Source organism: Acidimicrobiales bacterium (assembly GCA_025455885.1).
Lineage (GTDB): Bacteria > Actinomycetota > Acidimicrobiia > Acidimicrobiales > Acidimicrobilacustridaceae > Rhabdothermincola_A.
This window is the reverse complement of the sequence record JALOLR010000023.1, coordinates 1-21650: the sequence shown is the minus strand read 5'-3', so window position 1 is coordinate 21650 and position 21650 is coordinate 1. Positions and strand designations below refer to the sequence as shown.

General features: G+C 73.2%; 22 protein-coding genes. 8 read left to right on the top strand and 14 right to left on the bottom strand.

Translation table 11 applies throughout. The features are described from left to right. Nucleotides 1-66 precede the first annotated feature (66 nt). The 4 genes from MUE36_15190 to MUE36_15175 all read left to right on the top strand — a co-directional run bounded on the left by MUE36_15190 (nucleotide 67) and on the right by MUE36_15175 (nucleotide 3560). The gene (locus tag MUE36_15190) at nucleotides 67-450 is read left to right on the top strand and encodes a hypothetical protein (protein MCU0312276.1); all 384 of its coding nucleotides are present in this window, start codon (nucleotides 67-69) and stop codon (nucleotides 448-450) included. After that, complete coding sequence (locus tag MUE36_15185) at nucleotides 451-1260, top strand: inositol monophosphatase (GenBank protein ID MCU0312275.1); 810 nt, start codon at nucleotides 451-453, stop codon at nucleotides 1258-1260. Nucleotides 1261-1353: 93 nt separating this feature from the next. Continuing rightward, nucleotides 1354-2034 (top strand): response regulator transcription factor, encoded by a 681-nt coding sequence (locus tag MUE36_15180; protein ID MCU0312274.1) that lies wholly within the window; start codon nucleotides 1354-1356, stop codon nucleotides 2032-2034. 11 nt (nucleotides 2035-2045) lie between these two features. After that, a complete protein-coding gene (locus MUE36_15175) occupies nucleotides 2046-3560 on the top strand; it encodes a HAMP domain-containing histidine kinase (protein MCU0312273.1) in 1515 nt (504 codons plus the stop codon). A 186-nt stretch (nucleotides 3561-3746) separates the two neighbouring features. Here MUE36_15175 and MUE36_15170 read toward each other — a convergent pair whose 3' ends face one another. The 11 genes from MUE36_15170 to MUE36_15120 form a co-directional block, all read right to left on the bottom strand. Further along, nucleotides 3747-4769, bottom strand: a complete 1023-nt coding sequence (locus MUE36_15170) for a 6-phosphofructokinase (protein MCU0312272.1) — start codon at nucleotides 4767-4769, stop codon at nucleotides 3747-3749. 199 nt (nucleotides 4770-4968) lie between these two features. Beyond that, nucleotides 4969-5652, bottom strand: a complete 684-nt coding sequence (locus tag MUE36_15165; GenBank protein MCU0312271.1) for an ACT domain-containing protein — start codon at nucleotides 5650-5652, stop codon at nucleotides 4969-4971. Between the two features lie 87 nt (nucleotides 5653-5739). Further along, nucleotides 5740-6918, bottom strand: a complete 1179-nt coding sequence (locus tag MUE36_15160; protein MCU0312270.1) for an aminotransferase class I/II-fold pyridoxal phosphate-dependent enzyme — start codon at nucleotides 6916-6918, stop codon at nucleotides 5740-5742. A gap of 73 nt (nucleotides 6919-6991) precedes the next feature. After that, a complete protein-coding gene (locus tag MUE36_15155) occupies nucleotides 6992-7957 on the bottom strand; it encodes an ROK family protein (protein ID MCU0312269.1) in 966 nt (321 codons plus the stop codon). 31 nt (nucleotides 7958-7988) lie between these two features. After that, nucleotides 7989-9110, bottom strand: a complete 1122-nt coding sequence (locus MUE36_15150; GenBank protein ID MCU0312268.1) for a hypothetical protein — start codon at nucleotides 9108-9110, stop codon at nucleotides 7989-7991. A gap of 168 nt (nucleotides 9111-9278) precedes the next feature. Continuing rightward, nucleotides 9279-11390: a hypothetical protein gene (locus MUE36_15145; protein ID MCU0312267.1), complete on the bottom strand. Its 2112-nt coding sequence runs from the start codon at nucleotides 11388-11390 to the stop codon at nucleotides 9279-9281. 141 nt (nucleotides 11391-11531) lie between these two features. Next, a complete protein-coding gene (locus MUE36_15140; protein ID MCU0312266.1) occupies nucleotides 11532-12008 on the bottom strand; it encodes an SRPBCC family protein in 477 nt (158 codons plus the stop codon). A 37-nt stretch (nucleotides 12009-12045) separates the two neighbouring features. Then, nucleotides 12046-12666, bottom strand: coding sequence for a hypothetical protein (locus tag MUE36_15135; GenBank protein ID MCU0312265.1), 621 nt, complete (start codon nucleotides 12664-12666; stop codon nucleotides 12046-12048). After that, nucleotides 12663-13853, bottom strand: a complete 1191-nt coding sequence (locus tag MUE36_15130) for a glycosyltransferase family 4 protein (protein MCU0312264.1) — start codon at nucleotides 13851-13853, stop codon at nucleotides 12663-12665. The genes MUE36_15135 and MUE36_15130 overlap by 4 nt, the downstream gene beginning before the upstream one ends. Next, nucleotides 13850-14899 carry a tRNA epoxyqueuosine(34) reductase QueG gene (queG, locus tag MUE36_15125; GenBank protein MCU0312263.1) on the bottom strand — a complete coding sequence of 350 codons (1050 nt, stop codon included), beginning with the start codon at nucleotides 14897-14899 and terminating at the stop codon, nucleotides 13850-13852. Before queG ends, MUE36_15130 begins: the two co-directional genes overlap by 4 nt. A gap of 74 nt (nucleotides 14900-14973) precedes the next feature. Further along, entirely contained in the window at nucleotides 14974-15174 is a 201-nt protein-coding gene (locus MUE36_15120; protein MCU0312262.1) for a hypothetical protein, read from the bottom strand. A 135-nt stretch (nucleotides 15175-15309) separates the two neighbouring features. On the opposite strand from MUE36_15120, the gene MUE36_15115 reads away from it, so the two are divergent. Then, on the top strand, nucleotides 15310-17586 hold the full coding sequence (locus MUE36_15115; GenBank protein ID MCU0312261.1) for a molybdopterin-dependent oxidoreductase: 2277 nt from the start codon (nucleotides 15310-15312) through the stop codon (nucleotides 17584-17586). 9 nt (nucleotides 17587-17595) lie between these two features. Continuing rightward, complete coding sequence (locus MUE36_15110; protein ID MCU0312260.1) at nucleotides 17596-18117, top strand: hypothetical protein; 522 nt, start codon at nucleotides 17596-17598, stop codon at nucleotides 18115-18117. 6 nt (nucleotides 18118-18123) lie between these two features. Here MUE36_15110 and MUE36_15105 read toward each other — a convergent pair whose 3' ends face one another. Beyond that, a complete protein-coding gene (locus MUE36_15105; protein MCU0312259.1) occupies nucleotides 18124-19368 on the bottom strand; it encodes a hypothetical protein in 1245 nt (414 codons plus the stop codon). A 110-nt stretch (nucleotides 19369-19478) separates the two neighbouring features. Between MUE36_15105 and MUE36_15100 the strand changes: the two genes are divergently transcribed. Next, nucleotides 19479-20402, top strand: a complete 924-nt coding sequence (locus MUE36_15100) for an LLM class F420-dependent oxidoreductase (GenBank protein MCU0312258.1) — start codon at nucleotides 19479-19481, stop codon at nucleotides 20400-20402. A 30-nt stretch (nucleotides 20403-20432) separates the two neighbouring features. Further along, a complete protein-coding gene (locus MUE36_15095; protein ID MCU0312257.1) occupies nucleotides 20433-21149 on the top strand; it encodes an SDR family oxidoreductase in 717 nt (238 codons plus the stop codon). Nucleotides 21150-21162: 13 nt separating this feature from the next. On the opposite strand, the gene MUE36_15090 is transcribed toward MUE36_15095, so the two are convergent. Beyond that, nucleotides 21163-21396, bottom strand: coding sequence for a hypothetical protein (locus tag MUE36_15090; protein ID MCU0312256.1), 234 nt, complete (start codon nucleotides 21394-21396; stop codon nucleotides 21163-21165). 50 nt (nucleotides 21397-21446) lie between these two features. Then, on the bottom strand, nucleotides 21447-21650 hold a 204-nt coding region (locus MUE36_15085; protein MCU0312255.1), incomplete at its 5' end, for a hypothetical protein.

The window sequence follows — 21650 nt, the reverse complement described above, 5'->3', positions numbered from 1 at the left end:
ATCGTACGACCCGCGCCCCGGCGAGCGAGGACGGCCCGGGCGACGTGGCTCGGTACCATGAGCCGGATGAGCGACAGCGACGGGCCCGACGCGTCGGCCGACGGAGGGACGGCCCCGTCGGCGGCGCCCACCGCCCTGCCGTCGGTGGGCGCCCGCGTGCTCGCGTTCGTCGCCATCGTCCTCGCCGGGGCGGCGGGCGCCTTCATCGGCTACGGCGTCGCCCAACTGCAGTGCACCGGCGACGACTGCGCGGCGATCACCGGGCTCGGCGGGCTCTTCGGGGCGGTCGTGGCCGCCGGGGGGACGGCGGTCGTGGCCGTGCTGACCCTGCGGGCCATGGGCGAGTGGCACACCATCCAGGCCCGCGGGGGCCCGGGTCCCGGCCTGGACGAGAAGGGCCGTCGCCGGCCCCCGACCGCCCCGTCGGGACCACCCCCGCGGGTGCGCTGAGTGACCGACCCCGGAGAGCACCCGGACACCGCGGCGCTGCTGACGCTCGCCGTCGACGTGGCCGCGGAGGCGGCCGCGCTCCTCGTCGAGGTGCTCCCCGGTCCCCGGACCGTCGAGACCAAGTCCACCAGCACCGACATGGTCACCGAGATGGACCGCGCCGCCGAGCGTCTGATCGTCGACCGGCTGCTCGCCGTCCGCCCCGACGACGGGATCATCGGCGAGGAGGGCGCCGAGCGACGGGGGACGTCGGGGATCGAGTGGGTGATCGACCCGATCGACGGGACGACGAACTACCTCTACCGCTTCCCCGGGTTCGCGGTCTCGATCGCGGCGCGGACGGCCACGGGCGCCGTGGTGGGGGTGGTCCACGACCCGCTGCACGGCGAGGTGTTCACCGCACGCCGCGGGCTGGGTGCGCGCCGCAACGGCGAGCCCCTCACGGTGTCGACCGAGACGGTGCTCCAGCACGCGCTCGTCGCGACGGGCTTCGGGTACGACCCGGTGCGTCGCGCCCACCAGGCCGACGTCCTTCGAGAGCTCGTCCCCCGCATCCGTGACGTGCGGCGGATGGGCGCTGCGTCGGTCGACCTGTGCTCGGTGGCGTGTGGCCGGGTCGACGCGTACTTCGAGAAGGGTCTGGCCCCCTGGGACCACGCCGCCGGAGCCCTGATCGCGTCCGAGGCGGGGGCGCGTGTCGGCGACCTCGACGGCGGGCCGCTCGACGGCGACTTCTGCCTCGCCGCGCCCCCGGCGCTCTTCGAGCCGCTCCGTGAGCTGCTCGCCGGTCTCGGCGCTGCCGACGTCTGAACCCCTCGCCCGCCGGCTGCGCCGGTAGGTGAGCCGGCGAATCCTGCGCCGATGCGCGGATCTCGCGGACGGATCGGGCACGATAGGGGTGTCATGGGCACCCGGATCCTCACGGTCGAAGACGACGAGCGGATCCGCACCGCCGTGAAGATGGCGCTCGAGGACGAGGGTTGGGTCGTCGAGGAGGCCGACACCGGCGAGGAAGCGCTGCAGTCGTTCACCCGCGATCCGAGCGACGTCGTCCTGATCGACATCATGCTGCCGGGGATCGACGGCTTCGACGTGTGCCGGTCGATCCGCAGGGTGAGCGACGTCCCCATCGTGATGGTCACCGCCCGGGCCGACACCCACGACGTGGTGGCCGGCCTCGAGGCCGGTGCCGACGACTACCTCACCAAACCGTTCGCGCCGAAGGAGCTGTCGGCGCGCATCCGGGCGCTGCTGCGGCGGGCCCGATCCGCCGACCCGACGGCCACGCACCTGCGCTTCGGCGACCTCGAGATCGTGCCGGACGAGGGTGTCGTGCTGCGCGGCGGCCAGGAGGTCCACCTCACCAAGACCGAGTTCCGCCTCCTCGTGGAGCTGGCCTCGAGCCCCGGCCGGGTCTTCAGCCGGGAGGTCCTGCTCGAGCGGGTCTGGGGCTACGGGTACTTCGGGGACGGCCGCCTCGTCGACGTGCACGTGCGCCGGCTGCGCATGAAGGTCGAGGTCGACCCGGCCAACCCGCGCCACGTGATGACCGTCCGGGGGCTCGGCTACAAGCTCCAGCCGTAGGCTCCTCCCCGGTGACCACCACGTCGAACGTCCAGGCCCGCGCCGTCACCGCGGAGGTGCGACCGGGGACGGCCGCGACCGTCCCCCTCCCCACCGGGCGCCGCCGACGCCGCTGGGGGCACCTGGGGCTCCGCACGCGGCTGACCCTGACCTTCGCGTTGGGAGCGCTGGGCCTCTCCGCCGTCCTGTCCGTCGTGACGTTCGGGCTGACCAGGGAGAACCTCCTCTCCCAGCGTGAGGACAGCGCCGTGTCCCAGGCGATCTCGAACGCCGAGCGGCTGAACAACCGTCTCGACGCCGAACTCGACGCATCGGACACCCAGCAGGTCCTGACCGCCCTTCCCACTCCGGAGGGCGCGCTCCCGGTCATGCTCTACGGGGGCGAGTGGTACGCCAGCGACCCCGGCGAGTTCGGAAGGGACGACATCCCCGTCGAGCTGCGCGAGACGGTCGGGGCGGGCGAGGCGGCCCGGATGCGCATCAGCTACCAGGGGAGCCCCTACCTGGTGGTGGGGATCCCCGTGCCACAGCTCGAGGCCCAGTACTTCGAGGGCGTGTCGCTCATGGACCTCCGCGACACGCTCGAGGGCCTGGCCATCTCGCTGCTCGGCGCCGCCACGATCACCACCGTCGCCGGTGGTCTGCTCGGGTTCTGGGCCAGTCGCCGGGTGTTCACGCCGCTCCTCGACGTCGGCGTGGCCGCCGAGGCCATCGCCGGCGGGCGGCTCGACACCCGCCTCCCCACCGGCAACGACCCCGACCTCGACCTCATCGCCGTGCCCTTCAACGAGATGGCCGGGGCGCTCGAGGACCGCCTCGAACGCGATGCCCGGTTCGCCTCGGAGGTCAGCCACGAGCTGCGCTCGCCGCTCATGACCCTCGCGGCGACGGTGGAGGTCCTGGAGAACTCCCACGACGAGCTGCCCGAGCGGGCCCAGACCGCGCTGGTGCTCCTCTCCGCCGACGTGGACCGCCTCCAACAGCTCGTCGAGGACCTGCTCGAGATCTCCCGGTTCGACGTCGGGGCGATCAAGTTGCACCTCGAGGAGGTCGTCGCCGTCGAGATGGTGATCCAGGCCGTGAGCGTCCTCGCCGGGGGCGGTGTACCGGTCCGCTACGAACCGGAGGTGGGCGACGCCATCGTGCGGGTCGACAAGCGCCGGTTCGGCCAGGTGATCGCGAACCTCCTCGACAACGCCGAGAAGTACGCGGGCGGGGCGACCTCGGTGAACCTCTCCACGGAGGACGGGCGTCTTCTCATCGCGGTCGAGGACCGGGGACCCGGCGTCGCCCCCGAAGACCGTCCGATCATCTTCGGGCGCTTCTCGCGCGGCAGCGGGAGCGGCAACCGGTCGACGGACAGCGGCGTCGGCCTCGGCCTGGCCCTGGTCGACGAGCACGTCCGCCTGCACGGCGGGAGGGTGTGGGTCGAGGACCGCGTCGACGGCCAGCCCGGCGCCCGCTTCGTGGTCGAACTACCGCTCATCGAGCCGATCCCCACCGTGGACGACAAGGAGACGGGATGAGCACGGTCCGGCGCGGGAGGAGGCGTCCGAGGGTGCTGCTCCTCGCGACGGCGGTCGCGGTGGCGACCCTCGTCGGCGCGTGCGGCGTCACGCCCGAGGACAGCCCCCGCAACATCCAGGAGGGACGGCTCCCCGACTCCCTGAAGACCACCTCGACGACGCCCTGACACCTGGGCCACGAGGTGGTCAGCCCGCGAAGAACACCTCGGCGACACCGTGGTACAGCGCCGGATCCACCGTCTTCAGCGTGCCGACCGCCTCGGTGAGGGGCACCTGGACGATCTCCCCTCCCTGGAGGGCGACCATCTGACCGAAGGCCCGGTCGTGCACGGCGTCGATCGCCGCCACGCCGAAGCGGGTGGCCAGCACCCGGTCGAAAGCGGTCGGTGTGCCGCCGCGCTGGACGTGCCCGAGGATGGTCTGACGGGTCTCGAAACCGGTGCGCTCCTCGATGGCCTCGGCGAGGCGGTTGGCGATGCCGCCGAGGCGGACGTGGCCGAACTGGTCGAGCTCGCCCGACTGGAGCTCCATGGTGCCCTCGGCCGGCACGGCGCCCTCGGCGACGACCACGATCGACGCGTAGTTGCCCTTCTCGTGGCGCCGCTGCAGGGCCTCGCACACGGCGTCGATGTCGAAGGGCTCCTCGGGGATGAGGATCATCGTGGCGCCACCGGCGATGCCCGCCCACGTGGCGATGTGGCCGGCGTGGCGGCCCATGACCTCCACGACCATCACCCGGTGGTGCGACTCGGCCGTGGTGTGGAGCCGGTCGATGGCGTCGACGGCGATCTGCACGGCGGTGTCGAAGCCGAAGGTCAACTCGGTGCCCGAGAGGTCGTTGTCGATCGTCTTGGGCACCCCGACGACGTGGACCCCGAGCTCGTAGAGCTTCTCGGCGACCCCGAGCGTGTCCTCGCCCCCGATGGCCACCAGCGCGTCGATGCCGAGGCGGGCGAGGGACTCCTGACAGGCCTCGACGCCCCCGTCGATCTTGAAGGGGTTGGTCCGCGACGAGCCGAGCACGGTGCCCCCGCGAGGGAGGGTCCCCCGGAACGCCTCGACGTCGAGCGGTCGGATCGCACCGTCGATCACGCCCCGCCACCCGTCGAGGAAGCCGACGAGCTCGTCGCCGTAGTGGCGCTCTCCCTTGCGCACGATCGCGCGCATCACCGCGTTCAACCCGGGGCAGTCGCCGCCGCCGGTCAGCATCGCCACTCGCATCAAGCTCTCGCTTTCGTCGCTCGACCGGCCGGTCGCCGGTTGTTGACCCTATCCACGGCTGCCACGCTCATCCCGCTCCCCCGGGCGACGGACGCGCCACGGCGACCGGGCAGGGGGTCCCGGTCGCCGCGGCAAGGCCCGAACCGGGGAGGGGACCCCGGTCGGCCTGATGGGGATCACGCCGCCCTCAGGGGCTCACCGACGGGTGGCTGAGCCTCGACCTCAACGCCCTGAGCTCGCGAAACCGGGTGTCGACGATGCGGGCCAACGCCGCCGCCTGCCTCCGTTCCCGAGCCCGGAACGCCTGACCGTCGCGCCCGAGGACCAATGCCAGACCGGCCGACGGCAGAGGGGACCAGGCCACGTCGCCGGGGCCCGCGGAGCCGCCGGCGAGTCGGGCCGAGCTCTGGCTCCCGGCCACGAAGGCCGCCAACCACCCTGCCGACGGCACCTCGCCGTCACCGATGACGATCCGCTCGCCGTCGAGGTCGATGATCGCACCCCAGGCGGCACCGACCGTGCGGATGGCGTGGGAGCACAGCTCCTCGATGGCCGCCTCGGGCGTCGGTGCGCCGACCAGGATCGCCGCCGTCTCCAGGGCGTCGAGCCGGGGATCGTGCAGCGCCTGGATCGCGGGCCGGATGTCCTCGACGTCGACCCCGTCGACCTCCTGGATCTCGGCGATCAGGAGCTCGACGAGCTCTGGCCCGGGGAGCTCGACGACGAGCTCGTCGATCGCCCGATCCGCCCCCCGCTCGAGGATGTCGATCCCGACGACGTCGCCCCCGACCGCACCGATGCGGCTCGTGAGCGCCCCCAGGGCACCGGGCCGGTCCGGCATCCAGACCCGGATGATGTAGGTCGTCGTCATGGAGGTCACCGTAGGACCGCCGGGTGAACACCGTGTTTCCGGGTCGCAACGAACGCGCGAAGCATCGCTGCCCCGAGGGGCGGGCGGTCAGCCGTCGAGACGGGTGAGTGCCCGCCGCAGGTTGCGGATCGCCTGGAGGGTTCGCTGCTCGTTCTCGATCAGCGCGAACCGCACGTGACCGTCACCCCCGTGACCGAACCCGACGCCCGGCGACACCGCCACGTGGGCCTCCCGGACCAGGAACGACGCGAACTCGACGGAGCCCATGTCCCGATACGGCTCGGGGATCGGGGCCCAGGCGAACATCGTGCCCTGCGGGGGCTCGATCTCCCAGCCGATCCGGTTCAGCCCTTCGCACAGGGCGTCGCGGCGGCCCTGGTAGACCTCGTTCACCTCGGTCGGGAAGTCGGGGAGCTCGTTGAGCGTGACGGTCGCGGCGATCTGGATGGGCTGGAACGTGCCGTAGTCGAGGTAGCTCTTGAGCTTGCCGAGCGCGGCGATGACGTCGGCCCGTCCGACCAGGAAGGCGACCCGCCACCCGGCCATCGAGAAGGACTTCGTCATCGAGTAGAGCTCGACGGCGACCTCTTTGGCCCCCTCGGCCTGCAGGATCGAGGGCGGTCGGTACCCGTCGAAGCCGAGGTCGGCGTAGGCGTTGTCGTGGACGACGACCACCTCGTGCTCCCGGGCGAAGTCCACGACCTTCTGCATGAAGTCGAGGTCGACGCAGGTCGTGGTGGGGTTGTGGGGGAACGACATCACGATCACGCGGGGCTTGGGCCAGGAGTAGGCCCACGCCTCGCGGAGGTTGTCGAAGAACTCGCTCCCCGTGCCGAGGGGGACCTCACGGATGTCGGCCCCGGCGAGCAGCGGCCCGTAGATGTGGATGGGGTAGGACGGCGACGGCACGAGCGCGGCGTCACCGGGCTGGAGCAGCGTCCACATGAGGTGCGAGAAGCCCTCCTTGGCGCCGATGGTGTTGATCACCTCGGTGTCCGGGTCGAGCTCGACCCCGAACCGCTTGGCGTAGTAGGTGGCGATCGCCTCGCGCAGCTTGGGGATGCCCCGGCTCGCGGAATAGCGGTGGTTGCGGGTGTTGTGCGCCGCCTCGGCCAGCTTCTCCACGGCGATCTCGGGCGACGGGAGGTCGGGGTTGCCGAACCCGAGGTCGATCACGTCGACGCCCCGCTGCCGGGCCTCGACCTTCAGCGAGTCGATGATCGTGAAGACGTAGGGCGGGAGCGAGTTGATCCGACGGAACTCCATGGCCGCAGGGTACCGGCCACCTGCGGAAGCCCCGAACGACGTTCGCCCGACCAGGGGGCCGGAGCGGACGGGGTCACACCTCGGCGGGGAGGGCGATGGAGGCTGCGCCGACGGCGCCGGCGAGAGGGCCGAGGCGGGCCGGCTCGATCGTGGGGAGCGGGCGGGCGGAGGTGCCGACGGCCAGTCGGTCGAACGCCTCTCGGACCGGGGCCAGGAGCACGTCGCCGGCGTCGACGAGACCCCCTCCGAGCACGATCACGGCCGGGTCGAGGATGTTGGTGAGGTTGGCGAGGCCGAGGGCGACCCATCCGGCGAACTCCTCCATCACCACGAGGGCTCCGGCCTCCCCGCCGATGGCCGCGTCGACGACGTGCTCGCCTCGGACCTGCTCGACCCCACCGGCCCGCGTCACGAGCCCCGGCGCGCGCCCCTCCCGAGCGGCGTCACGGCCCGACAGGCCCAGCCCCGTCCCCGACGCGTAGCGCTCCCAGCATCCGCGGCGCCCGCACGGGCACGCCCGGCCGTCGGGGACGACGACCATGTGCCCCGGCTCACCGGCGAGGCCGTGGGCCCCTCGCAGCAGCCTGCCGCCGGTGACGATGCCCGCACCGATCCCCGTCCCGAGCGTGACGACCAGGACCTCGCGCTGGCCCTGTGCGGCACCGAAGCGGGCCTCGGCCAAGGCCGCGCAGTTGGCGTCGTTGTCGACCTGCACGACCAGCCCGAGGCGCTCGCGCAGCACGGCGCGCAACGGGAGGTCGGCCAGGCCGGCCAGGTGGGTCGCCGAGCACAGCACGCCGTCGAGCGCGACGAGCGCCGGCACCCCCACCCCCAGGCCGGTCGCCTCGGCCCGACCGGCGTCGGCGAGGCCACCCTGGAGGAGGCGGACCATGGTCTCGATCGCCTCGAGGAGGGCGTCGGCGTCGGCGGGGGTGTCGATCCGACGCTCGAGGAGCGGGTCGGACGGGTCGGCGGCGTCGACCGCGCACCCCAACAGCTTGGTCCCGCCCACGTCGATGCCGAGGACCGGCCGGCTCACCGTCGGCCCCGACTCGGCTCGGGTCACGACGTCAGTAGCGGAGCAGCGCGCCGATGCGGCCCAGCACGTCGAGGTCGGCGTTGCCGATGCACACCTCGACCTTGGCGCCCTGGGCCATGGCGTGCTGGACGGCCTCCTCGACGACGTCGTCGACTCGGTCCATCGGCGCAGCGTCGACCGGGCATGCAGGGCCGCGCGCGGAGAGCCCGCCGCAGCCCGGACACCGCCAACCCGCCTCCTCGTAGCCCTGAGAGACCAGGAGGTGGGCGACCCGGCGCTCGCCCAGGGCGGTGAGGACGTCGGCGAGTCCGGCGACGCCGCGCGAGTCGGCACCGACGGCGTCGCGGAGCTGGGCCACCAGGGCGGCCTCCTTCGAGCGCTCGATCTGGTGCTCCACCTCGAGGGCCGCCGCCAGGACCTCGGCGTCGGACGCGTTCACCGTCAGGGGCACCCGTCCGCAGAGGCGCTCGCGCAGGTACGGGTGCAACAGCCCCTCGACCGTGCCGGCCACCTCGTCGGAGGCGCCGACCGCCAGGTGGGCGAAGCCGTGGTCCTGGTAGAGCTCGAACGCCCCGGCGGCGGCGTGGCGGAGGTGCTGGAGGGCGACCTCGTCGACGTGGTGGTCGTAACGATCCGCCCCCCGACTGGCGTCGTCGTGGCGATCGAAGTCGTTGCGGGGCAGGGCGTCGAAGAGCTCGGTGCGGTCGACCAGCTCACCCATCTGGTACACGAACAGGCGCGCTCGCTGGCGATCGGTGAGGAGGATCCCCAGGGGCTCGAGCTCCTGGACGACGGCCTCGAGCTGGGCGACGGCGGCACCCTGGCCGATGTGGATGGTGGCCGCGACGGGAACGGGGAGGGACACGACCTCCCAGAGGCCCTCGGGCGCGCACGAGAAGACGGCGAGGCCGCGGACGCCGGACCGGTCGAGGTCCTTCTGCAGGAACTCGGCGATGCGGGCCAGGTCGGGGGCGGCCGCCTCGGCCTCTGGCCGGGCGGCGACGTCACGGGCGAGGTGCTCGAACTGGCGCTCGACGTCCTGGCGGAGCACCTGACGACGACCGTCGACGTCGAGGTAGACGGACACGACCGGGGCGCCGCCGCTGCGGAACGCGACGAGCTCCTTGACTGCGGTTTCGTCGATGAGGGCCACCCTGTCTCCTCTGGTTGCGTGCGCGCCGATCGTAGTGCCCCTCCCCCGGGGGCCGGACGGGCGGCCACGGCCACGGACCACCCCTCGGCGCGCCGGCGGAAGGCCGCCCCGGTCCCGATCGCCTCGGATCGTGGACCCGGCTGCCCGATCGGGTGGGCGCAGGGGCGCTCAGACGGTGGACTCGGCTCCGGTCGCCAGGCGATCGGCCACGGCGACGTCCTCGCCGCGCTGCTGCGCCCAGTCGATCACGACGGGATCGTCGGTGACGTAGACGATCTGCACCGACTCCGCCATGCGACCCAGCCCGTCGAGGATCCGGCGCACGTCGCTCTCGGGCACCCCGGCCAGGGCGTCGTCGATGACCATCGGCGCGGAGCCGGCGTAGGAGACCTGTCGTTGAGCGGCGAGTCGGGCGAGCAGGTAGAACTCGATCGCCTCGGCGTCGATCTCCGACCAGCCCGGTCGGGCGGCGTAGACGGTGCCGCTCTGACCGGCGTACCGGGCCACGACGTCACGAGGATCGAGGTCATCGTCGGCGAGGACCTCCCCGGCCACGGCGAGGGCCTTCTCGGCGGCCCGTCGGTCGGCGATCAACGCCACGTCGAGCAGGGCGTTGCGGCCCTCCAGGATCTCGCTCAGCTCGGCCTCGGTCGCGGTGGCCTCGGCGAGCATCTCCTCGAGCTCGGCGAGCGTGGGCTCGGGGTCGGCGATGGCGCCGTCGACCGACGCCTCGAGGGCCTCCCACGCCTCGGCCTCGGCACGCGAGCGGGCGTCGGCGAGGCGGGCCTCGTGACGGCGGCGTTCGGTGGTGAGCTCCTCGATCCGCTCGGCGATCCCCTCCGCCTCGGCGAGGAACGCCTGGGCCACGCGGGTGACGCTCTCGCGGTCCCGCGAGCCCGGGTCGAGGGTGAGGCCGATGGTCTCGAGGTGGAAGGCGAGGGCGTCGACGAGCTGGGCGACGGTGACGTCGTCCTTGGGCTGACGGACGTCACGCAGGGTGGACTCGAGCCCGATCCGCTCGTCGGGCACGGGGACCCCGTGCTCGAGGAGGAGCGAGACGGCGTCGATCTCCACCTGTTCGAGCTGGTCGAGGAGGGCATGGTGATCGGGGTCGGCCTCCATCCGGGCGCTGACCTCGGCCCACTCGTCCTCGGCCGCGAACTGCTCCTGACGGGCGGCGTCGAGACGCTCCTGGGCAGCGGGGTCGGTGCCCATCAAGGTGGCACCCATGACGTAGGCGCTCCACGTCGGGAACCCCATGCGATCGAGGATCTCCTGCTGCTCGGCCAGCGCCTCGGCGAGCTTGCGCTGCCCGGAGCGCGATCGCAGGCCCGACGCCTTGCGCTCGGCCTCCAGCACCTTCTCGTGCGCGGTGGCGAGCGCAGCGTCGTCCTCCGGGGCGATGTCGGCCCGCATCGCCGACCGTTCGGCGGCCTGGAAGGCGGCACGTGCCTCGTCGAGGCGACGCATGACCGACGCCGGGCCCCGACCCTCGGCCTCCATCCGGTCCTCCAGGGCTGCCACCTCGAGCTGCAGGGCGGCGAAGCGATCGGCCAGCTCCTGGGCCCGTGGCGACGGGACCTCCTCGACCGGATCCGGGTTCTCGATCGCGTCGAGGAGCACGGCGATGGGGCGCTCGTCGATCCCTTCGAGCTCGATGATGCCGGCGTCGATCGCGTCGAGCTCCTTCTGGAGCTCGACGACCTGCACGGCGGCCGGCCCCCGGCGGTGCTCGGGCCCGGGGGGCGAGGCAGCGCGGACCGTCGCCGCGTCGAGGCGTTCCCCGATCGAGCGACGCTCCCGACTGGCGACGTCGAGGTCTCGCGCCGCCTGCTCCGCGGCGAAGCGGAGCACGGCCACCGCCTCGCGAGTGTCCCGGCGTCGCTGACGGACCTTGTCGAGCTCGGGATGGGTGTCCACCGGGGCGTTGGCGAGGAGCATCGCCGCCGCGTCCCGCTCGTCGACGTCGACGGGGTCGAGGTCCGGACCGGCGTCGAACAAGGAGGGGACTGCACCCGGGAGCTCCCGGCGACGCACCACGGGATCGATCTCGCTGCCCGCGTCCAGCATCCCCAGCGACTCGGCGGAGAGGTCCATCACCACGCCGTGGGCCTCGATCGACCCTTCGCAGCCGGGGTCCTCGCCGGCGGCGATGGCGGTCACGACGGCGACGAGGCGCTGGCGGTCGATCTCGTCGAGCCCGCGCACCACCGTGAACATGGGGTGCAGCTCGACGAAGGTTCCGTCATCGGGATCGAGGTGGAGCTGGAGCAGGCGCATGGTCCACTAGCCATCGGCGTCTCCGAGCCCGCAGTTGAGCCTTTGTCCGCCGCCGACCAGCACCGATGCGCCCCGGACGCCCTCGCACACCGGTGCGAGGGACGGCGATCCGAGAGCCCTCGACGGGTTCGGAGGGGAGCCTCAGCCGTCGACGTCGTCGAGATCCGGACGGGGGGCACCCTCGACGCGAGCCTTCAGCTCGATGAGCGCGGTCTTGATGATCCGCGCCTCGGCGCGGCGCTTCACGAAGCCCGGGATGGGGTAGACGAGGTCGACGGCGAGCTCGTAGGTGACGTCGGTCGCCTCGGGGTCGTCGGGGGCCGGCGTGAGGACGTAGGTGCCGTCGAGCTCACGGGGGAGGTCCCCGGCGACGAGGGCCCAACCGAGTCGCTGCGGTGCCGCCGAGTAGTCGTAGCGGAGCTGATAGGTGGTGCTGCGTCCCATCGCCGCGGCTCGGAACTCGACCACCGTGGCGCGGCCTTCGACGTCCTCCTCGATCCGTGTCACCTGCTTCAGGTCACCGGCCCACTCCGGGTACGACTCGAAAGCGGTCAGCGTCTCGAAGCACCGGGCGACCGGCGCGTCGATGCGGATCTGCTCCCTCGCCTGCTCCACCATCGGACCTCCCTGGGCGCACGCCCTCGAACCGCCGACGTTAGTCGTCGCCTCCGTCGGCGCCGGCCTCCCGGCTCCCACCGGGCCCGGGTGCCGGCGGGGGCGGTCGGTCGTCGACCCCGGCCACGTCCGGGGAGGCGGTCCCGCCCGACGGACCGCGCCGATGGGCGGCCCGCTCCGCGTCTCGCCGACCCGCCCGGGTCAGCTCGGCCTCCCGTGAGGGGAAGACCCCGAACAGCGCCACCCACAGCCCGGCGACCCCCAGCGGGAACATCGGCGCGAGGGTCCCGAACGCGAGGGCGGTGTACGGACGCAGGACGGCGATCGTGACCGCCACCACCACCTCGACGGCGAGCGAGCCCATGAGGAGGGCCTGGACCCGACCCGGGGCGGCTCCGGCCCCGAAGAACAACCCGCCGATCCCGATCGTCTCGGTGCGGCTGCGATCGACGGCGCGCAGGAAGGCGACCACGAACAGGACGCACCCGACGGCGAACATGACCAGCGACAGCGCCACGAACGTCAGGACGACGGCGTCGACGAAGAGCGCGGCGACCGCGAGCGCGGTGAACAGGCCGGTCCCCGCCCAGGAGGCGACCAGCAGGCGGGTGCCGGGTGTGGGCGCCCGCTCGGCGCCGGACCCGTCGGGCGCCTCGATCACGACGGCGGCTCCCGTGTGGCTGCGGGATCGGCGTCGTCGGCCTGCACCGCGCCGGACCCTGACGTCGGGTCCAGGTCGCGCAGGGCCCGCGCCAGCTCGTCGGCGCCACGGTCGTAGGTGAACTGGCGGGTGACGCGATGGCGGGCAGCCATGGCCATCAGCGTCCGGCGCTCGGGGTCCCCCAGGAGCCGGTCGATGGCGAACGCCGCGCTGGCAACGTCGGAGGGCCGGTCCACGACCAGCCCGGTGACGGCGTCGAGCACCGCCTCGGGCGAGCCGCCGCTGCGCCCCGCGACCGACGCCACTCCGGCCGACGCGGCCTCCAGGAAGACGATGCCGAACCCCTCCTGTTCGAGGCCCCGCCAACGGTTGCGGCACAACATGACGAAGAGGTCGGCGCACCCGTAGAGCGCCGGGAGGTCCTCGTCGGCCACCCGATCGAGGAAGGTCGTCGGGCTGTGGTGGCTGGCGGCGATGCGGGCCAGGCGGCGACGGTCGCGCCCGGTGCCGGCCACGACGACGCGCAACCCGGGATAGCGGGTCGAGAGCACGGCTCCCGCCTCCACCAGGGTGTCGAACCCCTTCCGGGGGACCAGGCGGCTGACGCCCAGCACGACGACCGCGTCCTCCTCGAGGCCGAAGCGCGCCCTGGCCGCCGCCCGCTCGTCCGGGCTCAGCGGCACGAACCGCTCGGTGTCGACGCCCGGCGGGACGAGGACCGTCGGGACGTCGCGTCGGGCCACCCTTCGGGCCTCCTCGGCGGGGAAGCTGCCGGCGGCGACGACGATCGACGCGCCCTGCAGGACCCTCCGCAGGGGCCGACGCAGGACCGGGAGCCGCCCGGGGACGCTGACCTCGGCCCCGTGGACGACCACGCCGTAGGGCCGCTCGAGCCGGGGGCCCACGATCCCGAGGGGGGCAACGGGGTCGAGCAGCACGACGTCGGCCCCCACCTCGGCGGCGAGTCGGTCGATGCGCTTGACCAGGGACCTCGTGGGGAGGAGGACCCGGGCCCGGGCCCGTTCGATCCGGAAGGGCTGCGCGGCGTCGAAGGACCCCGACCCGCGGCGCGGGGTCGTGAGCACCGTGGTGTCCTCGGGAGGCAGCCGGCGCCACAGCTCCCAGAGGTAGGTCTGGATGCCCCCGACCTTCGGCGGGAAGTCGTTCGTGACGAGGAGGTGCTTCACGCGTCGACCCGCTCGGCCACGCGTCGCTGACCCCACCGGGCGTGCTCGGCGAGCAGCTCGTCGTCGCCCCCTGCGTAGCGGGCCAGTGTCGCCGCGGCCGCACGGTCGTCGGGGTCGGCGGTGTTGCCGAGCGCGACGAGCGCGTTGCGACGCAGGTAGCGAGGGTCGCGCCGGGGCACGTACCAGCGACCGTGGCGGGCCATCAGCTCGTCGTCGGACGCGTCCAGCATCCCGATCAGACCGACCCAGGCCCCCCGGGCGGCGACCGGCCGCGCGCCCTCGGGGCCCCGCGCGCCGGGGGGGCAGACCTCCTGGCAGTCGTCGCAGCCGTAGATCCGGTCGCCCAGCGCCGCCCGGTGCTGCACGGGGAAGTCCCCTTCGGCCTGGACGAGCCAGGCCAGGCAGCGACGGGCGTCGACGACCCCGGGAGCGATGATCGCCCCGGTGGGACATCCGTCGACGCAGCGACGGCAGGCGCCACAGCCGTCGGGCACCTCCTCGTCGGTCTCGAGCGGGAGGTCGGTGACCACGGCGCCGAGCACGACCCAGCTCCCGTGACCGGGGACGAGGATGTTGGCGTTGCGCCCGGACCAGCCCACGCCGGCCCGCCGGGCGACCGCCCGGTCGACGAGCGCGTTGTCGTCGGCGACGACCCGGGCGCGCCCGCCCGCCGCCTCGAGGACGGCGGCCAGGGCGCGCAACGCACGGCGGAGCCCCTCGTAGTGGTCCTCGGTCGCGTAGCGCGCCACCCGCCCCCAGGGCCCTCCGGGCTCGGACGGCGAGGCCGTCGGGAGCTCGACCGGGCCTCCGGGATAGGGGTGGGCGCCCACCACGACGGAGCGAGCCCCCGCCAGGATCCGGGACGGGTCGGTGGAGCGCTCGGGGTTGCGGTAGGTGAACTGCATGCCGCCGTGGAGGCCCGCGGCCCGTCGCTCGTGGAGCGTGGCGCGTGCCTCGAGGAGCGGCGCGGCGTCGGTCACCCCGACGGCGACGAGGCCCGCACGACGTCCGGTGGCGCGGAGCTGCTCGACGCCGGGGCTGTCCATGACCTCATTGTGGCCGGTCGCCGACCACCACACCGCGGCGGGCCGGGCCGGGCCGGGCCGGGCCGGAGCGAGGCTCAGCCGATTCGCCGCCGGTGGCGCAGCTCGGGCACGAGACCGCTGTCGGCGAGCAGGCGCAGCGCTCGCACCTCGGCGACGTCGACGACCAGGGCGTCGTCGGGCTCCCGCGAGCAGACGTAGGTGACCAGGCAGTCGGCACAGACGTCGGTGTGCTGCATCTCGCAGTCGCCGCAATCGATGACCAGGGGAAGCTCCATGCGTGCAGTCTCCCCACCGCCTGTGACACTCCCCGCCGCGACGCGACGTCGCCGCCGGACGCAGGGGTCGGCCCCGGACGCCGCCGCCGCCTCGGATACCTTCGGGCACTCGACGTCACCCGGGGGGGAAGCGCCATGGGCGAACCGGTCGCAGCACCGCGACGGCTGATCGGACCGATCCACGAGGTCCGCGACGGCACGCGGATCCACAAGCGGACCTGCCCGCTCTGCGAGTGCATGTGTGGCCTGGAGGTCCACCTCGGCGACGACGACGCCGTGAAGGTCATCCGGGGCAACCCCGACGACGTCTGGTCGAAGGGGTACCTCTGCCCCAAGGGCACGGTGCTCGGCCGGTTGCACGACGACCCCGACCGGCTGCGGACCCCGATGATCCGCGAGGGCGATCAGTGGCGCGAGGCCTCCTGGGACGAGGCGTTCGCCCGCTGCGAGGAGCTGATCGCCTCGGTGCTCGACCGCCACGGACCCAAGGCCATGACCGCCTTCGTCGGCAACCCCGTCGGCCACTCCTTCACGCTCGGGCGCTACATGGCGATGCTCATCGGCCAGGCCGGGTTCGAGATGATCTACTCCGCAGGGACGATCGACCAGTGGCCGAAGAACGTCACGTCGGCGCTGATGTACGGCAACCAGTGGAAGATCCCGACCGTCGACATCCGCCGCACCGACCTCCTGGTCGTCATGGGTGGGAACCCCCAGGCCTCCGGCGGCTCGCTGCTGGCCTGCCCCGACGTGCTGGGCGAGATCGACGCCATCCGCGACAGGGGCGGTTCGGTCGTCGTGATCGACCCGCGCCGCACCGGCACCGCCGACCGCGCCGACCAGTGGATCCCGATCCGTCCGGGGACCGACGCCGCGCTCCTGATGGCCGTCGTCCAGGTCGTCGCCGACGAGGGCCTCGTCGACCTGGGCGCCGTCGAGGGCATGGTCGCCGGGCTCGACGAGCTGCTCTCGGCCGTGCAGGGGTGGACCCCCGAGGCGGTGGCCGACTGGTGCGGCGTGCCGGCCGGGACGATCAGGGGCCTCGCCCGCCGGATCGCCACCACCGAGCGCGCTGCGGTCTACGGCCGGATCGGCCTCTGCAACCAGGAGTTCGGCACCCTCGCATCGTGGCTGGTCGACGTCGTCAACATCGTCACCGGCCACTTCGACGTCGAGGGCGGACTCATGTTCGGCAAGCCGGCGAGCGTGCCGATCGCCTGGATGACCGACACGAACGTGACCGGCGAGCCGACCTTCGGACGGTGGACGAGCCGGGTACGCGGCGCACCGGAGGTCCTCGGGCAGGTCCCCTGCTCCTGTCTCGCCGAGGAGATCGCCACCCCCGGCGACGGGCAGATCCACGGCTTGATCACCGTGGCCGGGAACCCGGTCATCAGCGTGCCGGAGTCGGACCGCCTCGAGGCCGCCCTCCCGATGCTCGACTGCATGATCTCGCTCGACAACTACCTCAACGAGACGACCCGCTTCGCCCACGTGATCCTTCCCGGGCCGTCGCCGCTCGAGACCTCTCACTTCGACGAGCTCATCTGGGGGTGGGCGGTGGGTTCGGCGACCAAGTGGAGCGACCCGCTGTACGCCACCCCCGACGACCAGCCCTCCGAGTGGGAGATCCTCTGCCGGCTCGGGTGGTACTGCGCCGGGCGGACCGAGGCGACGTTCGACCTCGCCACCGTGGATGACGGCTGGTTCTCGGCGTTGTGCACCATGCTCGACCGCGACCCCGAGACCACGCTCGCCGAGTACGACCACGGCGGGCCGGAGCGGATGATCGACCTGACCGTGCGGATGGGCCCCTTCGGCGACCGCTACGGCGAGGCACCCGACGGGCTGACGCTCGCCCGGATCCGCCCGGAGATCGACGGGATCGACCTCGGCCCGATGGTGCCGCGCGCCGCGGAGCTGGTCGGCACCCCGAGCGGGATGGTCGAGCTCGCCCCCGGGTACGTGCTCGGCGACCTGCCCCGGCTCCGGTCGGCGATGGGGACGCGGCCGGACGGCCTGGTCCTCGTGAGCCGGCGCCACCTGCGGTCGAAGAACAGCTGGATGCACAACGTCGACGTCCTGGTGAAGGGCAAGGACCGCTGCACCCTGCTGATCCACCCGGACGACGCGGCGCGCTCGGGGGTCGTCGACGAGGGGCGGGCGATCGTCAGCAGCGAGGTCGGCACGGTGGAGGTGCCGGTCGAGGTCACCGACGAGATGATGCCCGGGGTGGTGTGCCTCCCCCACGGCTGGGGCCACGACCGGCCGGGGACCCGCATGTCCGTCGCCCGTGAGCACGCCGGCGTGAACAACAACCTCCTCGCACCGGGAACGTTCGTCGACGAGCTGTCGGGCAACGCCGCCGTCAACGGGATCCCGGTGGAGGTGCGGGCGGCCCCCGGCCGATAGCGTTCGGGCGTGACCTCCGCCGACGTCGTCGAACAGGAGCTCGCCACCTGGGTCTTCCTGGGTGGACTGGCGGCGGCCACCGCCGCGGTCCTCGGGTTCTACGGACGGACCATCAGCGCGTGGCAGGCCCCCGAACCGCGCACCGACCTCGTGAGCCCCGGTCACTTCGGGCGGATGCGCGGCGTCGAGCAGGAGGTCGACCTGGGCACGGGCTGGCGTTCGACCGACGACCCGAGAGCGGCCTGGCACCTGTGGTGGCTCCCGACCACCGGCGACATCGTCCCGGGGCCGGTGCACCTCGGCTCGTACCACGGACGCACCCTGCTCGACCCCGTGGGCGTCCACCACTTCACGGGGATGAAGGTGCTGGGCCACAGCGGCGACCGGCCAACCCGCGCCGGGTGCGAGGCGCTCCGGTTGCGGACGGACGGCCTCGATCTGCTGACCGGCGGCACCCGGCGACCGGCACCGGCGGTCGACGACGGCATCGACGACGGGATCGGCGAGCTGTGGGGCGACGGCGGCGGCTGAACCCGATCACCAGGTGAGCGAGGTCAGGGTGCTGAACGTGCAGACGTAGACCTGGCGACCCCATCCCGGAGCCGGGAAGAGCACCGACTGCAGCGGGCTCCCCGAGTCGAGTCGGGCGCGCTCGTCACCGGTGTCGATGTCGCGCAGGACGATCTCTTCCATCCAGCGCTCGCCGTCGTGGTCGAGGGTGAGCACCAGCCCGGAGGCGGGATCGGCGAGGAGATGGCTCCCGTGGTCCTGATCGACCTCCCACCGGCGGGTGAGCGAGCCGTCGTCGGCGATGTCGAACGCAGCCATCACCCCGTTGCCGGTGTCGTAAGCGAGGGCGATGCGGCGAACGGGGTCGACCAGCGGCGGGTTGGCCACCACACCCCCGGCTCGCCCGCAAACCTCGGTGAGGGAGACATCCCCGGTGTCGAGGGCGATCCGCACCAGGTGCAGCGGGGCCGTCGAGGAGCCCTGCCCGCGGAGGGTGCCTGCGTAGTTCTCACTGCCGGCGCCGTCGTCGAGGAACCACGCGGCACCCAACGCGATCACTGCGTCCCATCCGTGGGTCTGACCGTCGATGATCCGGTAGACGGGTCGGAAGTCCGGGTCGACGACGAGGTCGGTGCCGTCCCAGCCGACCCGCCAGAGCGCGGTGTGGCCGACGGCGTAGACCGTCGCCCCGTCGGCGGAGAGCCGAGCGACAGACGGCTCCCCGAGCTCGGCCGAGGCCACCACGGCCAACGTGACCGGATCGAGCACCAGCAGCTCGCACGGCGGGGCGACGGCGCTGTCGGTCTCACCGGGTCGCCGGCCGCCGAAGTCCTTGGTGACGAGGTGGCCGTCGGGCAGGGTCACGAAGCTGTTGTAGGGACGCTCGCGAGGGAGGCGGGCGGTGGCTTCGACCTCGAGCCCGGCCGAGAGCCGGTGGGCGTGGTTGCCGAAGACGACGTGCAGCGAGCCGTCGCCGTGAGCGGCCAACCCGCCGGGCCAGGTCGGCCCACCGGCGAGGCCCTCGACGCGGTCGAGGACCTCGAGGGTCTCCGGGTCGATGCGCTCCACCCACGCCGTGGCGTCCTCACCGATCGTGTGGCCGAGGAGGAACACCTCGCCGGGTGCACGCAGCACGGCCATCGTCGCGCCGGGCGCGTCCCGTGAGATCACCGAGGCCGAGGCGACATCGAACCCGGCGAACACACCGGGGCTGGCCTGGAGCCGATCGGGACCACCGTCCTCGGCCGGCCAGGGGCTCGGGAACGGGCTCACCAGGCCGTCACCGGGCAGCCGGGCCGCATCCGCATCGGGTGGAACGCACGCCGACAGGCTGGCACACGCGGCCGGCAACGCTGCATGACCCGACTGTTAGGTTCAGCGCCATGAAGTTCTCGGTCACCTTCCCGATCGTCGCCGGCCCGTACGACCCTGCGTTCCTCACCGGCGACGCCGTCATCCGCTTCGCCCGCGCCGCCGAGGCCGCCGGCTTCGACGCCGTCAGCTTCACCGACCACCCGGCCCCCACCGACCGGTGGCTGCGCGCCGGCGGGCACGACGCCCTCGACCCCTTCGTGGCCCTCTCCTACTGCGCGGCCGTCACCGAGCGCCTGCACCTCATCCCGAACATCCTGGTGCTGCCGTACCGCAACCCCTTCGTGGTGGCCAAGGCGGTGGCCAGCCTCGACGTCCTGTCCGGGGGGCGCTTCATCCTGGCCGTCGCCACCGGCTACCTGCGCGGCGAGTACAAGGCGCTCGGCGTGGACTTCGAGGAGCGCAACGCCCTCTTCGACGAGGCCCTCGACGTCCTCCAGGGGATCTGGACCCAGGACGACTTCGCCTACGAGGGCCTCCACTTCGAGGCCCGGGGCCAGACCGCCAACCCCAAGCCCGCGTCCCCGCCGCCGATCTGGATCGGCGGCAACAGCAAGCTCTCGCGCCGGCGCGTGGCCAGAGCAGCGTCCGGGTGGAAGCCCTTCCCCGCGGACCGCACCCTCGCCACCACCGCCCGCACGCTCCCGCTCGAGACGGCGGACGACCTGGCCGGGATGCTCGACGAGCTCTGGGTGATGGTCGAGGCCCAGGACCGCGATCCGGCGAGCATCGACATCGCCTTCGGGCCGTTCGTCGGGGGCGACCCCCGCGCGGACGACTTCCCCGCGGAGCGCTACCTCGACGAGCTCGGCGAGCTGGCCGCCCTCGGCGTCACCTGGAGCGACGCCGGTGTGCCCGGTGACAGCCTGGACAGCGCCCTCGAGGGCCTCGCCGCCTTCGGCGCCAAGGTCATCTCGCCCTCGCGGCAGGGCTGAGCGACCGTGTCCGACCGTCGGGTCGCCATCGTGGCCGACGCTCGCAACTACGTGGGCCCGGCGCTGGCCCGGGTGCTCGCGGCCCGGGACCACGACCTGGTGCTCGGCGACGCCGACCCGGACCTCGTGGAGGAGCTGACGGGCCGGGGCGTTCGGGTCGAGGTGGTGACCGGCGTGGGCGACCTGTCTCGACCCGACGCGGCCCCCCGCCTGGTCGACGCCGCACTCACGCGGTTCGCCCGCCTCGACGCCGCCGTGGCGGCTTCGGGTCGCATCGTCGGAGGCCGCTTCGTCGACTCCACGGCCGAGGACTTCGCCACGGTGATCGACGGCTGCATGATGGCGCCGTACCACTTCCTCAAGACGGTGGTCCCCCCGATGGTGGACAGGGGCGGCGGTCAGGTGCTGGTGATCACCAGCGCGGCCGGCTCCCGCCCCACCCCCGGCGCACCCCTCTATTCGGCGGCCCGGGCCGGGGCGACGATGCTGGCCCGCAACGTGGCCGGCGAGGTGGCCCGCGCCGGCGTCCAGGTGAACGCCGTGGGGACCAACTTCATGGACTTCCCGGCGTTCCTCGCCGCCACGGGCGCCACCGAGCCGGAGGGGCGGGAACGAGTCGAGGCGCAGGTCCCGATGCGCCGTCTCGGGACCATGGAGGAGTTCGCGGCGTTCTGCGGGGTGTTCCTCGACGGGACGAGCAACTTCACCACCGGGCAGTTCGTCGCCTACGCGGGCGGCTGGGCCTGACGGTTCGGCCCACTCAGCGACCGACGTCGTCGGCGACCACGTCGGGCTCGACCGGGTGCACCGAGCCGGCGGGACCGCACCAACGGCAGGTCACCTCCTCGACGTGCTCGTCGAGGACCTCCTCGTGCTCCACGTCGAGCTCGCCGCCCACCGAGTAGTGGTGGTAGGCCCGCGTGCGGCGGGTGGTGGTCACGTCGAAGCGGGTGAGGTTTCCGCACGCCGAGCAGCGGTAGCGAGGGTTCGACACGCCGGGATCCTACCGATCGACCCGGGTCCACCGACCGCACAGGCGGCGCTTCATGCGACCCCGTCCCGCCACGACGCCGAACCCGGGTGGGCGGCGGGAAGCGCCAGCGACGCCGACCACACCTGCGGCGCGCAGCGCCGCCCAGCGACGCGGACCCCCCCACCGACCCGACCCAGGTGGGCGGCGGGAAGCGCCAGCGACGCCGACCACACCCGCGGCGCGCAGCGCCGCCCAGCGACGCGGACCCCCCACCG